This window comes from Neopararhizobium haloflavum (assembly GCF_002750855.1).
GTDB classification, from domain to species: Bacteria; Pseudomonadota; Alphaproteobacteria; order Rhizobiales; family Rhizobiaceae; genus Georhizobium; species Georhizobium haloflavum.
Genome location: NZ_NWUC01000006.1, coordinates 147,378 through 163,550, shown reverse-complemented (window position 1 = coordinate 163,550; position 16,173 = coordinate 147,378). Strand labels below are relative to the sequence as shown.

Annotated in this window: 13 protein-coding genes; 6 read left to right on the top strand and 7 right to left on the bottom strand. The window is 61.3% G+C overall.

What is annotated here, in order from left to right:
- Position 1: 1 nt before the first annotated feature.
- Complete coding sequence (locus CN673_RS14260; RefSeq protein ID WP_099867041.1) at positions 2-796, top strand: ParA family protein; 795 nt, start codon at positions 2-4, stop codon at positions 794-796.
- Between the two features lie 26 nt (positions 797-822).
- Positions 823-1,704, top strand: coding sequence for a ParB/RepB/Spo0J family partition protein (locus tag CN673_RS14255; RefSeq protein ID WP_099867040.1), 882 nt, complete (start codon positions 823-825; stop codon positions 1,702-1,704).
- An 11-nt stretch (positions 1,705-1,715) separates the two neighbouring features.
- On the opposite strand, the gene holA is transcribed toward CN673_RS14255, so the two are convergent.
- The 3 genes from holA to leuS are packed head-to-tail and all read right to left on the bottom strand — an operon-like array spanning position 1,716 to position 5,899.
- Entirely contained in the window at positions 1,716-2,765 is a 1,050-nt protein-coding gene (gene holA / locus CN673_RS14250) for a DNA polymerase III subunit delta (RefSeq protein WP_099867189.1), read from the bottom strand.
- Positions 2,743-3,294, bottom strand: coding sequence for an LPS assembly lipoprotein LptE (gene lptE, locus CN673_RS14245; RefSeq protein WP_157928905.1), 552 nt, complete (start codon positions 3,292-3,294; stop codon positions 2,743-2,745). The genes holA and lptE overlap by 23 nt, the downstream gene beginning before the upstream one ends.
- Complete coding sequence (gene leuS / locus CN673_RS14240; protein ID WP_099867038.1) at positions 3,281-5,899, bottom strand: leucine--tRNA ligase; 2,619 nt, start codon at positions 5,897-5,899, stop codon at positions 3,281-3,283. The genes lptE and leuS overlap by 14 nt, the downstream gene beginning before the upstream one ends.
- A gap of 180 nt (positions 5,900-6,079) precedes the next feature.
- On the opposite strand from leuS, the gene CN673_RS14235 reads away from it, so the two are divergent.
- The 3 genes from CN673_RS14235 (at position 6,080) to CN673_RS14225 (ending at position 9,603) form a co-directional block, all read left to right on the top strand.
- Positions 6,080-6,715, top strand: coding sequence for a YggS family pyridoxal phosphate-dependent enzyme (locus CN673_RS14235; protein WP_370853056.1), 636 nt, complete (start codon positions 6,080-6,082; stop codon positions 6,713-6,715).
- A 100-nt stretch (positions 6,716-6,815) separates the two neighbouring features.
- Positions 6,816-8,738, top strand: a complete 1,923-nt coding sequence (locus CN673_RS14230) for a propionyl-CoA synthetase (RefSeq protein WP_099867037.1) — start codon at positions 6,816-6,818, stop codon at positions 8,736-8,738.
- 76 nt (positions 8,739-8,814) lie between these two features.
- Positions 8,815-9,603 carry an SDR family NAD(P)-dependent oxidoreductase gene (locus tag CN673_RS14225; protein WP_099867187.1) on the top strand — a complete coding sequence of 263 codons (789 nt, stop codon included), beginning with the start codon at positions 8,815-8,817 and terminating at the stop codon, positions 9,601-9,603.
- Between the two features lie 61 nt (positions 9,604-9,664).
- Here CN673_RS14225 and CN673_RS14220 read toward each other — a convergent pair whose 3' ends face one another.
- Entirely contained in the window at positions 9,665-10,378 is a 714-nt protein-coding gene (locus tag CN673_RS14220; protein WP_099867036.1) for a DUF1013 domain-containing protein, read from the bottom strand.
- A 288-nt stretch (positions 10,379-10,666) separates the two neighbouring features.
- Here CN673_RS14220 and acs point away from each other — a divergent pair, with 288 nt between their 5' ends.
- Positions 10,667-12,619, top strand: coding sequence for an acetate--CoA ligase (gene acs / locus CN673_RS14215; protein WP_099867035.1), 1,953 nt, complete (start codon positions 10,667-10,669; stop codon positions 12,617-12,619).
- A gap of 6 nt (positions 12,620-12,625) precedes the next feature.
- On the opposite strand, the gene CN673_RS14210 is transcribed toward acs, so the two are convergent.
- The 3 genes from CN673_RS14210 to CN673_RS14200 form a co-directional block, all read right to left on the bottom strand.
- Positions 12,626-13,909, bottom strand: coding sequence for an SAM-dependent methyltransferase (locus CN673_RS14210; protein WP_099867034.1), 1,284 nt, complete (start codon positions 13,907-13,909; stop codon positions 12,626-12,628).
- Between the two features lie 347 nt (positions 13,910-14,256).
- Positions 14,257-15,657 (bottom strand): TadE/TadG family type IV pilus assembly protein, encoded by a 1,401-nt coding sequence (locus tag CN673_RS14205; RefSeq protein WP_099867033.1) that lies wholly within the window; start codon positions 15,655-15,657, stop codon positions 14,257-14,259.
- A 230-nt stretch (positions 15,658-15,887) separates the two neighbouring features.
- Positions 15,888-16,148 carry a DUF1674 domain-containing protein gene (locus CN673_RS14200; RefSeq protein ID WP_099867032.1) on the bottom strand — a complete coding sequence of 87 codons (261 nt, stop codon included), beginning with the start codon at positions 16,146-16,148 and terminating at the stop codon, positions 15,888-15,890.
- Positions 16,149-16,173: the final 25 nt, after the last annotated feature.

The following is a 16,173-nucleotide window of genomic DNA, read 5'->3' as shown; positions in this document are numbered from 1 at the left end:
CGTGATTTTGACTGCAAACCGGATCATCACCATAGCCAACCAGAAGGGTGGCGTGGGCAAGACGACCACCGCCATCAACCTAGCGACGGCACTGGCGGCGATCGGCGAATCAGTCCTCGTCGTCGATCTGGATCCCCAAGGTAATGCCAGCACCGGTCTGGGCGTCGACCGGCGGGATCGCCGTTTGTCGTCGTACGACTTGCTGACCGGGGAAGCCGATATCGAAGATATCGTGGTCGAGACGGCCGTGCCCAACCTCTCGATCATACCGTCGACCATGGATCTTCTCGGCGTCGAGATGGAGATATCCGGCGCGCGTGACCGCGTGAGCCGTGTGAAGAATGCCCTCGGGACGGCATATGCCACACGTTACAACTACGTGCTCATCGATTGTCCGCCATCGCTAAACCTCCTGACGATGAATGCGATGGTCGCTGCCCACTCGATCCTGGTGCCGCTTCAGTGCGAGTTTTTTGCATTGGAAGGGTTGAGCCAGCTTCTGGAGACGGTGGGCCAAGTACGCCAGACACTCAATCCGACCCTGGATATCCAGGGCATCGTGTTGACGATGTACGACGCGCGCAACAACCTGGCGCAGCAGGTGGTCGCGGACGTTCGGGCTCATCTCGGCGAAAAGGTCTATTCGACGCTCATTCCGCGGAATGTTCGCGTGTCCGAAGCGCCGTCTTATGGCAAACCTGCCATCATCTACGATTTGAAGTGCGCCGGCAGCCAAGCCTATTTGCAGTTGGCATCTGAGGTGATTCAGCGTGAACGCCGCCACAAGGCTGCCTGAACACGATTGACGAAAGAGCGATAACGATGAGTGACGACGGTTCCAAGAGACGGCTGGGTCGAGGCCTTGCGGCGCTGATTGGCGAAATGGACCAGCCGATCGAGAACGTCCAGTCCCGTGCGCGCGCTGATGGTTTCGTGCCGATTGAACTGATCAGCCGGAACCCCAACAACCCACGCCGCCAGTTCGATGCGGAAGATCTCAAGGATCTCGCGCAATCCATTGGCCGTCACGGCATCGTGCAGCCAGTCGTCGTGCGGTCGCGTCCGCAAGGTCGCTTCGAGATCATAGCCGGCGAACGGCGCTGGCGCGCTGCCCAGCAGGCTGGCCTGGTCGAGGTCCCGGTCATCATTCGCGACGTTGATGACAGAACCGCTCTCGAGTTGGCGATTGTCGAGAACGTTCAGCGCTCGGATCTAAATCCGCTTGAAGAAGCAATGGGTTACGAACAGCTTATCGCCGACCATGGTTATACGCAGAACGATCTTGGAGACATTATCGGCAAGAGCCGAAGCCACGTTGCCAACAGCCTCCGTCTTCTCAGATTGCCTGAGCCCGTGCGCGAGATGCTGGCAGGTGGGGAATTGTCATCGGGCCATGCCAGGGCGATTGCGACGACTTCCGATCCGACGCGCCTCGCCCGCGATATCGTGTCGAAGGGTCTATCTGTTCGTGAGGCGGAGCGGCTGGCGCAAAAGGATGCCGAAGACGGCGGACGCTCGGCTGGCCCGCGCGAGCCAAGACCCGAGAAGGATGCCGACACGCTGGCGTTGGAGCGTTCCTTGTCGGATGTTCTCGGTCTGAAGGTCGAAGTCAGCCACAAAACCCGAGGCGGGCAGCTTCGCATCGAATACAAGACGCTTGATCAACTCGATGAAGTTTGCCGGCTTTTGGGTGCCCATCGCTGAGTTGGCAGGGCTTACAAAACGCGGGCGCGACGGGCCGAACGCACGGCAAGCGCCAGCAGGGCCTGCCTTGAAATCGAATCGGCGAGACCGGCCTGCCGTCTGCTTTCGAGAATCGCTGTCTGAAGATGGTCCAGCGCCTGAGCGGTTTCGCGGCCGCGCCATGTCGCTAATGCCTTTTCGATAGCCGGCTTTCTTTTGAAATGGATGCGACGGCCGTTAGCCTGCATAATCCCAGCTTGTGTCTTGCCTTCTGATTCGATCAGCGATCGGAATTGATCAAGCATCTGGAATTGTCGCATCACGCTCTGCAACGCCAGAAAGACAGGCGTCTTGGAGGCGATAATGCGCTGCAAGGCCGTTTCCAGTCCGGGAACATCGCCCAGAAGGACGGCGTCGACTGCAGCATCGACGGTCAATGACGCGGCGTCGCCGACGATAGAAAGCACATCCTCCTCGCTCACAACTTCCCGATCCATGCAGTACAGGGCGAGCTTGCGCAGCTCTGCGCGCGTTGCAAGTCTGTCTCCGCCGACAAGATCGAGAAGAAGCTGACGCGCACCACTGGTCATGCGCAAGCCGGCCGCGGCCATCTCCTCGTCGATCAACCCATTGACCGCTCTTCCTTCGTCGGCATAGCAGGGGACCGCAAGGGCGGACCGGCTCTCTTCCACGGCCTTTCGCAGACCGGTGCCCTTCTTGAGATCACCGGCTTCGATGAGGATCGTACAGTCGACCGGCGGGGCGGAATTGAGTTGGGTCACGGCTTCGATCAATGCCCGATCGCCATTGCCGGCGCCTTTCAGCCAAACGAGACGGTGGCCTCCGAAAAGCCCGATCGACCGCGCTTCGTCGATCAGCCGACCGGGATCGCCCTGCAAGGCGCTCGCGTCCATGCGCACGAGGGAGAAGCCGTCATCGAGTGCAACGCCGCTTGTCCGCGCCACTATCTCGGCGCGTTCGGAGACCAGCCCACGGTCAGGACCGTAGATCAGGACAATGGGCTGGGCCGGCGGCTTTTTGGCGTAGAGCCCTTCGAATTCATGTGCCTTGATCTGGGACACGCGCACGCTCGGCTCTGAGGGTCATGGCGACGTCGGTGCTGATCCGCTGCGCCAGTTCGCGCGCGCCTCGATCCTCGGCATCGCGCATGGCCCGCACATCCGCGAACGCCTGGTCGAAATCGTCGTAGGACACCGCGATCTCCTGAGAGCCGCTGGCAACTTCGCGGGTCGAGGCCACCTCAACGAGGCGGTATTGCGCCGACAAGGTGAGGGTCTGTCCGGTGGGTTGCCCGTCGATCGCTTCGCGCAAGATGCCCTGAACACTCCGATTGACGGAGAGTTGCAGACGATAGCGCGGATCGGCAGGCGCGCCTGCGCCACCCTGGAACAGGAAGATCAGCTGATTGCGCACTTCCTGGCTGACCCGGTCACCGACCGGGTCGACTGCCACCGAGGCAGCGACATTGTTGGAGGCCGACAGCGAACGATCGCCATAGAGCGGTGAGACCTGGCAGGCAGACAACGAGAGCGCCGTCACCAATCCGAACACCACGGCAGAGCAGTAACGGGGCGACCTAGACAACGACATTGACGATCCTCTGCGGAACAACGATGACCTTACGCGGCGGCTTGCCATCGGTTGCGGAGCGGACCACGTCGAGGGCGAGCACAGCCGCCTCGACTTCACCTTGCGAGGCATCGCGCGCAATTGTCAAATCGCCGCGCTTCTTGCCGTTGATCTGTACCGGCAGGGTGATTTCATCCTCGGTAACAAGAGCTGGATCGAACTGCGGCCAGGAGGCCTGGGAGACCGGCGTGGGGTGGCCGAGCGATGCCCAGCAGGCTTCGGCGAGATGCGGCGTCATCGGCGCAATCAACTGGATCAGAATTTCCACCGCTTCGCGGCAGGCTGCAGCGAGTTGCGGGTCGACCTTGCCGCTTGCTGCGCGTTGAAGCGGCGCGGCAAGCGCGTTCACCAGTTCGTAGATCCGCGCGACGGCCTTGTTGAAGCCGAGGCGTTCGATGTCCTCTCCGACCGCCTTGAGCGCCTTGTGGGCTGCGCGTGACACAGCGAGGGCGTCTCCCTCCTTACCGGCGGCGGGGTCTGTCGCCACGAGCGGCTCACGGGCTTCCTGGATCAGGCGCCAGACACGTTGCACAAAGCGGTGCGCGCCTTCCACGCCGGCATCGGTCCAGATGACATCGCGGTCAGGTGGTGAATCCGAAAGCATGAAAAAGCGTGCGGTGTCGGCGCCGTAGGAGGCGATGATGTCGTCGGGATCGACGACATTCTTCTTCGATTTGGACATCTTCTCGATGGAGCCGATGACCAGGTCTTCGCCGGTCTCGGCGTGACGGGCGCGGCGCTCGCCCTGGTGGTCCTCGACAACGACGTCGGCCGGCGCGATCCAGCCACCCGCGCCCTTGTAGGTCTCGTGCACTACCATGCCTTGCGTGAAGAGGCCCTTGAACGGCTCATCCATGCCGACATGGCCGGTGATGCGCATGGCGCGGGTGAAAAAGCGCGAGTAAAGCAGGTGAAGGATCGCGTGCTCGATGCCGCCGATATACTGGTCGACGGGAAGCCACGCGTTCGCCGCCTGCGGGTCCGTCGGCCTTTTCTCCCAGGGCGCCGTGAAGCGGGCGAAATACCAGGACGAATCGACGAACGTGTCCATCGTGTCGGTTTCCCGGCGCGCATCCTTGCCGCATTCGGGGCAGGCGACATGACGCCAGGTCTCATGCCTGTCGAGCGGATTGCCGGGCTTGTCGAACGTGATGTCGTCCGGCAGGCGAACGGGAAGGTCGGTGATCGGCACGGGTACGACGCCGCAGGCATCGCAATGAATGACGGGGATCGGGCAGCCCCAATAGCGTTGCCTGGAGATGCCCCAGTCACGCAGACGGTAGTTGACGCGGCGCTCGCCCTGCGGCCGGCCGTTGATGGTCTTTTCCGCGAGTTCCGACGCGACGCGATCGAAGGCTTCCGTTGGCGTCATGCCATCCAGGAATCGCGAATTGATCATCACGCCATCGCCAACATAGGCTTCCTCGGTGATGTGGAATGTCGCGGCGTCTGCCTCGTTCGGCATGACCACCGGTGTCACCGGCAGGCCGTAGCGATTGGCGAAATCAAGGTCGCGCTGATCGCCCGAAGGGCATCCGAAGATTGCGCCGGTGCCGTAATCCATCAGAACGAAATTGGCGACATAGACCGGCAGTTTCCATTCGGCGTCGAAGGGATGTTTCACGTGAATCCCTGTCGCGTGTCCCTTCTTGTCCGCCGTTTCGAGCGCGGCGAGCGAGGTGCCGGCGCGGCGGCACTCATCACAGAAGGCGGCGAGGGCCGGATCGTTCTCGGCGGCCCTTCGTGCAAGAGGATGATCCGGTGAGATCGCCATGAACGAGGCGCCGAAGATCGTGTCGGGCCGTGTCGTGTAGACTTCCAGTTCGGATTCGCCGTCTGGTGCGGTTTCCTCGTCGAGGGCCCAACGGACCATCATGCCTTCGGACTTGCCGATCCAGTTGCGCTGCATCAGCCGCACCTTCTCTGGCCACCGCTCAAGACCGTCGAGCGCTTCAAGCAGGTCCTCGGAAAAGTCCGTGATGCGGAAGAACCACTGGGTCAGCTCGCGCTGCTCGACCAGCGCGCCGGAACGCCAGCCTCTGCCGTCGATGACCTGCTCATTGGCAAGCACGGTCTGATCCACGGGATCCCAGTTGACCTTCGATTGCTTGCGGTAGACGAGGCCGGCCTTGAGAAAGTCCAGAAACAGGTGCTGCTGCTGCTGATAGTAGTCGACGTCGCACGTCGCGAACTCGCGCGACCAATCAAGCGACAGCCCCATGGACTTGAGCTGGCGCCGCATCGTATCGATGTTCTGATAGGTCCACTCCTTGGGGTGGACCTTGTTCTGCATAGCCGCATTCTCGGCCGGCATGCCAAAGGCATCCCAACCCATCGGATGCAGCACGTTGTAGCCCTTGGCGCGCTTGTAGCGGGCCACCACGTCCCCCATCGCATAATTGCGAACATGGCCCATATGAATGCGACCGGAAGGATAGGGGAACATTTCCAGGACGTAGTACTTCTCGCCAGGCGCGTCGTTGTTCGTCTCGAAAACCTTCGCGTCAGACCAGTTCTTCTGCCATTTCGGCTCGGTCTCGCGCGGATTGTATCTTTCGGTCGCCATGGCTTGTCGTTTCGTTCCGGTGGTCGTTCCTGGGAGGTTGCGGACCTTCACCACGAAACCCGTTTACCGTCAACCGCTCGGCCTTGACAGTGCAGGGCTGGCGGGGTTTTCCGCCCTGGCGTAGGAGTGGAGGTCGAGATCAAGGAGAATACCGTGCGTGCAGCAGAGAACTGGGCTGGTATCGTCGAGCGTATCGCGCGCGCCTGCCGCAAGGCCGAGCGTCCGTCGGACGCGGTGGACCTCGTCGCCGTCTCGAAGACCTACGACGCGGAAGCGATCGAGCCGGTGATTGCCGCAGGACAGCGGCGCTTCGGAGAAAACCGCGTGCAGGAGGCGCAGGCCAAATGGCCTGATCTGCGCACAAGGCATCGCGATATCGAGCTTCGTCTGATCGGCCCATTGCAATCGAACAAGGCGGCCGATGCCGTCGCGCTGTTCGATGTCGTCGAAAGCGTCGATCGCGAGAAGATTGCCCGAGAGCTTGCCAAGGAGATGAAGAAGCAGGATCGGCGGCTGCGTCTTTATGTTCAGGTCAATACCGGTGCGGAGGATCAGAAAGCAGGTGTCGCGCCGGGGGAGACCGCAGCCTTCGTGAAGCGCTGCCGCGACGAGCATGGTCTGGAGATCGAAGGCCTGATGTGCATTCCGCCGCTGGACGAGAATGCCGGCCCCCATTTCGCACTTCTGAGAAAGCTGGCGCGTGAAGCTGGTGTCGAAAAGCTCTCCATGGGCATGTCGGGCGATTTCGAGCAGGCAATCGCCTTTGGCGCCACCAGCGTGCGGGTCGGGTCGGCGATATTCGGCGCTCGCCAGTAGCCTGTTGCCACCTTGGTGGGGGTTTGCCCGCCGGCATTTCCTGCTCTAGTCCTTTAGGACATGTTCGGCGGGAGGCCGGACCGGACGGGAGGATCGACGAATGGCACTCTATCAACAGACCTACCGCGCCTGGCAGGAAGATCCGGAGGGGTTCTGGTCCGAAGCCGCAAACGCCATCGACTGGTTCGTCCCGCCGGCCAAGACCTTTGATCCTGACCAGGGCGTTTATGGACGCTGGTTCGTCGGCGGGGAAACAAACACCTGCCACAACTGTGTGGACCGTCATGTGTCGGCCGGCCGCGGCGATCAGGCGGCCATCATTCATGACAGCCCCGTCACCGGAACGAAGCGTACGATCAGCTACCGGGAACTTCTCGATGAAGTTCGGGCGCTTTCTGTCGTGCTCCAGGATCTTGGTCTCAGGTCCGGCGACCGGGTCATCATCTACATGCCGATGATCCCGGAGGCGTGTATCGCAATGCTGGCCTGCGCGCGGCTGGGGCTCATCCATTCTGTCGTCTTCGGCGGCTTTGCAGCGAGCGAACTGGCAACCCGCATCGACGATTGCGGTGCGCGTCTCGTCATCTCGGCGTCCTGCGGGATCGAGCCGGGGCGCGTCGTTGCCTACAAGCCGCTGCTCGACGCGGCGATTGCCCAGGCCAAGGTGAAGCCGGACCACACGATTGTCTTCCAGCGCGAACAGCTGGCCGCCGAACTGCTGGAAGGGCGCGACCTCGACTACGCGTCTCTTGTCGATGCCGCCCGGAAGGCGGGACGCGATGTGCCGTGCGTCAGCGTGGCCGCGACCGACCCGCTTTATGTGCTCTACACGTCCGGCACCACCGGACAGCCGAAGGGCGTGGTGCGGGATACGGGCGGCCATATGGTGGCGCTGCAATGGTCGATGGAAGCGATGTACGGTGTTAAGCCGGGCGAGGTTTTCTGGGCGGCCTCGGACATCGGCTGGGTCGTCGGCCATTCCTACATCGTCTATGCGCCGCTGCTCAACGGAAACACGACCATCCTTTTCGAGGGCAAACCGGTCGGCACTCCGGATGCCGGTACGTTCTGGCGGGTCATCGAAGAACACGGCGTCGCGGCACTGTTCACGGCACCAACGGCGTTTCGGGCAATCCGCAAGGAAGACCCGAAGGCCGAGTTGATCGGCCGCTACGATCTGTCCAGCTTCCGCACACTGTTCCTGGCGGGAGAGCGCGCCGATCCCGATACGATCGAATGGGCGCGTGCGGCATTGAAGGTGCCGGTGATCGACCATTGGTGGCAGACCGAATCGGGATGGCCGATGGTCGGCAATCCGGTCGGGCTCGGCCAGTTGCCCGTCAAGGTCGGCTCACCCTCAGTGCCGCTTCCCGGCTACGACATCCGGGTTCTCGACGATGGTGGCAAGGAGGTTGCGCGCGGAACGCTCGGCAATGTCGTCGTCAAGCTGCCATTGCCACCGGGGTGCCTGCCGACCCTCTGGAACGCGGAAGAACGCTTCAGGACGGCGTATCTCAAGGAGTTTCCCGGCACCTACAAGACGGCCGACGCAGGCTATATCGATGAAGACGGATACCTCTTCATCATGGCGCGGACGGACGACATCATCAATGTTGCCGGACATCGCCTTTCGACCGGCGGCATGGAAGAGGCGATCGCGACCCATCCGGACATTGCCGAGTGCGCCGTCATCGGCATCGCTGATCCGATGAAGGGGCAGGTGCCTGTCGGCTTCTATGTTCTCAACAATGGCGTCGACCGATCCGAGGAGGAGATTTCGGCCGAGGTCGTGGCTGTGGTGCGCGATCGCATCGGACCGGTTGCCGCGTTCAAGAATGCACTCGCCGTCAAGCGGTTGCCGAAGACCCGATCGGGCAAGATCCTGCGCGCGACGCTGCAGAAGATTGCCGATGGCGATGAATGGAAGATGCCGGCGACAATCGACGATCCGGCGATCCTGGACGAGTTCGAGGCGCTCATGCGTTCACGCCGCGTCGGGAACGCGTTTCGGGAGGAGACCTGACGGCGTTTCGTGTCTCCATTGACGCTGCGTGGACCTTCTGGTCAATCTCCTGCTTTCTCAATCAGGAGTGCATGCGATGAAGCTGGCCGGAAAAGTTGCAATCGTCACCGGCGGAGCGAAGGGGATCGGCAGGGCGATCGTCGAACGCTTCCTGAGGGACGGGGCGCGCGTCGTCGTCGCGGACAACGACGAGAAGGCAGGCAATGCGCTGGAAAAGGAATTCGCGGATCTCGGTGAAATTCGTTTCTTCGCCGCCGATGTCGGTGAACGGCTCGACGTGCACAACCTGCTGGCCGCTGCGCTCGATGCTTTCGGGGATATCCATATTCTCGTCAACAACGCCGGGATCGTGCACGCCGCCGATTTCCTCGACCTCGAGGAGAGCGATTTCGATCGTGTCCTTCGGGTAAACCTGAAGGGCGTGTTTCTGTGCGGGCAGGCCGTGGCGCGGCATTTCGTGGAGACGGTGAAAGCCGGTGGCGAGCCTGGCGTCATCATCAACATGTCGTCGATCAACGACACATTCGCGATCGCCAATCAGGTGCCGTATTCGGTCTCGAAGGGCGGGGTAAGCCAATTGACCAAGGTTATGGCGTTGTCGCTGGCACCTTACGGCATCCGGGCCAACGCGATCGGCCCCGGCTCGATCATGACGGACATGCTGTCCGCGGTCGCCAACGACAAGGAAGCAAAAAAGCGCATCCTTTCGCGCACCCCGCTCGGGCGTATCGGAGAGCCGTCGGAGATTGCATCCGTCGCGTCATTCCTGGCATCCGACGATGCGAGCTACATCACCGGCCAGACGATCTACGCTGATGGCGGCCGGCTGCCGCTCAACTATACCGTGACGCCCCGGGAAGACTGATCCGCAAAAGAAAGCCCGGCGCGAAGCCGGGCTTTTCAATGAATTCGGTTGGAGCGGGCGATCAGTAGCGATCGTCCTCGTCATCGTCTTCCGGCGTGTCGCGCTTCAGCGATTTCAGCTTGGCGAAAACGGCGTCAGCATCGATTTCCTTCTCGTCGTCGCGCTCGTCGCGATCGACCTCGGTGCCAAGGCGTTCCGTCTCGCTCGTCGGTGCCAGCGTGTCCTCGCCCGTTGTCGCCGAAGGCAGCGGACGACCCTTGTTCGCCTTTTCGATTTCCATGTCGAGATCGATCTGGGTGCAAAGCCCAAGGGTCACAGGATCCATCGGCGTGAGATTGGCCGAATTCCAGTGGGTGCGATTGCGGATTTGCTCGATCGTCGATTTCGTCGTGCCCACCAGCCGCGAGATTTGCGCGTCCTTCAATTCGGCATGGTTGCGCACCAGCCAGTAGATGGCGTTCGGGCGATCCTGCCGCTTGGAGACCGGCGTATAGCGTGGGCCCTTGCGCTTGGTTTCCGGAACACGGACTTTCGGCTCCGCGAGTTTCAGCTTGTGGGCCGTGTCGGCCTCGCCCTTGGCGATCTCCTCGCGGCTCAGCTGCCCGGTCTGGACCGGGTCGAGGCCCTTGATGCCCTGGTGGGACTCGCCGTCTGCGATGGCTTTCACCTCCAGCGGATGCATTTTGCAGAACTGTGCGATCTGATCGAATGAGAGGGCCGTGTTGTCGACCAGCCAGACGGCGGTCGCTTTCGGCATGAGCAGTTGTTGAGCCATGGATGTGATCCTTCTGTCGTCCGCGTCCCTTTTCAGGGGGAGCGCCGGGAGCGTTGGGCAGGGCCGCAATGTCCGGAAATTGGAGTGCTCTATAGCTGTGTTCGGCGGCGATTGCAATTGACATGGCATTGCGCGCATTGTGCTTGCGAAACGCCGTCATCACGACCCTTCGTCTAATTGTCGCTCGGGTCGCAGATGTTATGTATGCCGGCGAACCGGTCCTTCAGGCCGAACAAGAGACTTTGCGGGCAGGAGGATGCTCGCACACCAGCTTTGAGGAGGATTTCCATGTCCGCAGCCGTCTACAAGGTACCCAAGGACGCCAAGAAGCGTACCAAGATCGACGCGGAGACCTACGAGAAGTGGTATGCGCAGAGCGTGAAGAATCCCGAGAAGTTCTGGGACAAGCACGGCAAGCGCATCGAGTGGTTCACCCCCTACAGCAAGGTCAAGAACACCAGTTTCGAGGACAAGGTCGCGATCAAGTGGTATGAGGACGGCGTCACCAACGTCGCTTACAACTGCGTCGATCGCCATCTCAAGAAGCGTGGCAACCAGACGGCCATCATCTGGGAAGGCGACAATCCCTATGATGACCGCAAGGTCACCTATAACGAGCTCTACGAGCAGGTTTGCCGCCTGTCCAACGTGATGAAGTCGAACGGCGTCAAGAAGGGCGACCGTGTCACGATCTACATGCCGATGATCGTCGAGGCAGCCTACGCCATGCTCGCATGCGCGCGCATCGGCGCGGTGCACTCGATCGTCTTCGGCGGGTTTTCGCCCGATGCGCTGGCCGGCCGGATCGTCGATGCCGCGTCCGACTTCGTGATCACGGCCGATGAAGGCATACGCGGGGGGAAGAAGATTCCCCTCAAGGCGAACACGGACAAAGCGATCGAGATCGCTGCCAAATCGAAGGCGAAGGTGCGCAATGTGCTGGTGGTCAAGCGCACGGGCGCGCAGGTCGACTGGGATGCCAAGAGGGACTTGTGGTATCATCAGGAAGTCGCCAAGGCGAAGCCGGACTGCCCGCCGGCAAAGATGAAGGCGGAAGATCCGCTGTTCATCCTCTACACCTCCGGGTCCACCGGAAAGCCGAAAGGCGTTCTCCATACGACGGGCGGCTATCTGGTCTATGCGTCAATGACGCACGAATACGTCTTCGACTATCACGATGGTGACATCTATTGGTGCACGGCGGATGTCGGCTGGGTAACCGGGCATTCCTATATCGTCTACGGTCCGCTGGCGAACGGCGCGACGACGCTGATGTTCGAAGGCGTGCCGAACTATCCGACGCCCGCGCGCTTCTGGGAGGTCGTCGACAAGCACCAGGTCAATATCTTCTACACGGCCCCGACGGCGATCCGCGCTCTCATGGGTGCCGGCAACGATCACGTGACATCGTCGTCCCGCAAGTCGCTGCGCACGCTCGGATCGGTGGGCGAGCCGATCAATCCGGAAGCCTGGGAGTGGTACCACAACGTCGTTGGCGACAAGCGGTGCCCGATCGTCGACACCTGGTGGCAGACCGAGACGGGCGGCATCATGATCACACCCTTGCCCGGTGCGACCGATCTCAAGCCGGGCTCGGCGACCAAGCCCTTCTTCGGCGTCAAACCAGAGCTGGTCGATGCGGAGGGCAAGGTTCTGGAAGGGGCGACGGACGGCAATCTGTGCATCGCCGATTCCTGGCCCGGGCAGATGCGCACGGTCTATGGTGACCATGAACGGTTCGTGCAGACCTATTTCTCCGCCTACAAGGGCAAGTATTTCACCGGCGACGGCTGCCGACGCGACGAGGACGGCTATTACTGGATTACCGGCCGGGTCGACGACGTCATCAATGTCTCCGGACACCGGATGGGGACGGCCGAGGTCGAGTCCGCGCTTGTCGCACACCAAAAGGTCTCCGAGGCAGCTGTCGTCGGCTACCCCCATGACGTGAAGGGCCAAGGCATCTATTGCTACGTGACGCTGATGGGCGGCATCGACCCGTCGGACGATCTCAAGAAAGAGCTGGTCAAGCACGTGCGCAACGAGATCGGCCCGATCGCTTCGCCAGACAAGATCCAGTTCGCGCCCGGACTGCCGAAAACCCGCTCCGGCAAGATCATGCGGCGCATCTTGCGCAAGATCGCCGAGGACGACTTCAAGTCACTCGGCGATACCTCGACCCTTGCCGATCCCGCTGTTGTCGACGACCTGATCGACAACCGCGAAAATCGCAAGGGCTGACGGCCATCACCTTGCTTCCGACGCGCGATAGAGATCATCGCGCGTCGGCGGCAATCCGCTCGGCCCCCGCTGCCGCCTGGTCGCGACCGTCTGGTTGATTTGCACGGTTCCGCGCTCGAACGCCAATGCGCAGCCGGTCAGATAGAGGAGCCAGAGTCTGGCGCGCGGCTGACCCGCTTCGGCCACCGCGTCTGCGAAACGGGCATGCAATCGCTCGGCCCACAAACGGCAAGTCCGGCCATAGTGCTCGCGCAGATTTTCGACATCGTGCACTTCGAATCCATGACCTTCGAGGTTTTCGATCGTCATGCCGAGATGATCGAGTTCACCACCAGGGAAGATGTATTTGACCAGAGCGAGATGTTCGGCGCTCTTCTTTCGAAACCGGCGCCGGCTCCGCTTTTGCCGGCGCGTTATGGCGTGGTGCAGGTAGATGCCCTCGGGCGCCAGAAGCCGGTGTACGGTCGTGAAGTAGGTATCGTAGTTTGCGATGCCGACCGCTTCGAACATGCCGATCGAGGCGATCTTGTCGAACGTGCCCTCTATTTCCGTATAGGATTTGATTTCGATCGTGATCTTGCCTTCAAGGCCCTCGGCGCGGATTCGCTCGCGCGCGAGCTCGCTTTGTGCTTCGGACAGGGAAACGCCGGTCCCGATCGCGCCATAATGCTTGGCCGCGTGAATAAGCAGGGCGCCCCAGCCACACCCGATATCGAGCAGGCGGTCGCCGGGCTTCAGACGCAACTTGCGGCAGATGTGATCGAGCTTGTCGCGCTGGGCCTCGTCGATGGTGTTGGAGAAGTCCTTGAAATAGGCGCATGTGTAGACCATGCGCTCGTCCAGGAAGAGACGGTAGAAGGCGTTCGAGACGTCGTAGTGGTGAGTTATGGCCGCCTTGTCCGAACCGCTGACGAATGGGTCCTTGCCGGCGAGCTCCGACGTCTGGCGCTTGGAGCCGCCGCCCAGCAGTGCGGGGATCAGCGCCAGCAAACGCGCCTTCGGAAGCGCCCTCAGCCGTTCCTTGAACCGGCCTTCCGGCTTCAGGTCCACGATGTCGAACAGTGTGCCGCCTTCGACATCGACCGCGCCTTCCGCCCAAAGGTCGACGACGGTGTCCATGCGCGGACGCAAGGCCATGCGACGCACGGCATCGGGGCTTGCAATGTGCAGGGCCGGCCCGTCAGGCGGGCCGATGCGCTCGCCCGTCCAACTGGTCACGGCAAATCTCGGAGCGAGCACGGAAACGATGATGCGCAGCATATCGAGCGCCGCCTGATCGAAACGCGTCATCGCAATTCCTCCTCGGTTGTGGCCAGCCAGAGCACGACCTTACAGTTGCGGAGGTGCGCTGCGTTGGCAAGGCAAGCCATGGCGCTGTTTGCATCTGATCGCCAAACGCCCCATATTCGATCCATGTCCAACGAAACGAAAGGAGGTGATCCGATGTCGAGTGATTTTGGTGTCCGTCGCGAGGCTTTGATGGATCGCCGCCACGGGGAGCAGCCTTCCCGCTGACCGGCAAGACATGAGCGGTGCCGGCTGAAGCCAGTCGGCCGACAGCACCGCGGCGGATGCAGATCACGCCACGAATGGACCGCCCGGACACACCGTCCGGGCGGTCTTTATCTTTCTGCCGTTTATTGGACGAGGCGTAGCGCCTGGATCGAGCGTGCGATCGCCTGGTAGGCTTCAGTCAGTTCGCGACCGCCAGACGTGTCATAAAAATAACGGGTGCTGGGCGTGTCCGGCGTTGCGCACTGCTTGAGCATGTTGATGGCTCTTGTATTCTCCAGCTCAAAGCCGATCGTGAATATGGCGATACTCTCGGCCTTCATCGCTGCGCACAAGGCAAGCGCGTGCTGGGTCGAGATTTCCTCCGCATTGGCGCGGCCGCGCCTTTCGGGGAGGGGCGCGTAGGGCTTGTTAAAGACGCCGTCGGTCATGATGATCGCGTACTTCTGGACTTTCTCGGTTTCATCGCTCGGGTCCGCAGGCTTGCTGTCGGTCGGCAGGTAATCCGCCCATTCATGGGACAACGTGTACCAACCCCATTGAATACCGATGTGTCCGGCCGTCATTTCGTAGGTGGAAAACTTCCGGAACTGGTCAGCCAGCGTCTTCAGGTCGCTCGTGAGCGGTATGATTTCGGAGCTTGGACAAAATGGCGGTGCCTCGTACTTCAGATCCCCATCACGGTTGACCATGGCCACGTCCGGCCCGGAAGCATCATAGCGATGGTCGCCCTTTCGCTCGGTCGCGCAGGTATCGGATGCACCATTTACGCCGGCAAGCGAGCCGTTCCGCTTGAAATTTCCGCCAAACCATTTCGGTCCAACGCCGGTCTCTGTCTCGTCGACGAATTGACCATAGCTGGGTGGATTGGCATTGTCGTTCCCATTGTCTGGAAATACATAGGCTGCCAGAGGGCCGGCATTCACTGATTGGGCGTACGGTATCGAACTGACGCGAATACGCGGCTCGGCTGCCTTTTGCTCTAGGAGCAGCGTAACACCCTCCACGGCAGCATTTCTCAACGCATTGATCTTCGTTCCGCTCATAGAGCCTGTCAGGTCAAAGATCATGGCGACCTCCGCCTTGTTGGAGCCGTAGGTCGCAGCTGCCGCGGTGCGAATGGTCTGCGTGTTGTTCTCACCGAAGAAGCGGAACATGGTGTCGAAGCGTGAGGCGGCGGTCGCAGTCAGCGTCTCGGTTGTCGTATTGAATTCGATGTTCTCGACCCGATAAGCACCGGCGGCCTCTGAGGCCGGGGCATTCATGTTGGCGACGAAGACGGCCTGGAGATAATCCTCGGCGGTATCAAGTGTGAGGTCACCCATCGCGATGCCACGTGCGGTCGCCAGCACGGCCGCGTCGAGCGCATTGGCCATGGCACTCTTTTCGGACATCGCGCGGGTGAATTCCACCGCGATGCCTGCGCTCATCATGATGGCGATCGCCGATACGCCGAACAGGATGCTGAAGTTGCCGCCGCGATCGCCGAACAGCCGCCTGGCCTGTCGATGGATTGCCTTTATCATCACCGTTCCGCCTGTTCATGCCAGAACCCGCCATCAAGGTGCGCGGGACGAAATCGGTGATAGCCGGTCGCGGTTAACGGAAGAGTAAACCCCTCCTTCTCTGTCAAAACGTGCTTTAAGTGGAGTTAACCGAATAACGTTTTGAAATAACGCCTATTTGTACACGATTAGTACATGTGTTCCGGTGCTGGGCAGGCGGTGCTCCACTCCGGGACTTCGGGGTCGGAAATCTAGAAGTCGATAGCGCGGCCCTTGATTTCCCAATCACCAAATCTCGCGGGGTCCAGCCCCCCACGGCCACCAATTTCGCGGGCTTGGGTCGCCTGTGGCTCCTGGCGTCGACGCGCCTCTGCTTCGGCCAGCGCGCGCTGAGCGGCGGGGTTCGGCGTCTTGCGCGGTGGTTCAGCAGGCGTATCGGAGGATGGGGTGCGATTGGCGGTATCGGTCATTGCATCGAAAATATTGAAGTGGCTCGGCTTTCTCCCCATCATATAGTCGCAAAGTGCGCACCGGCCA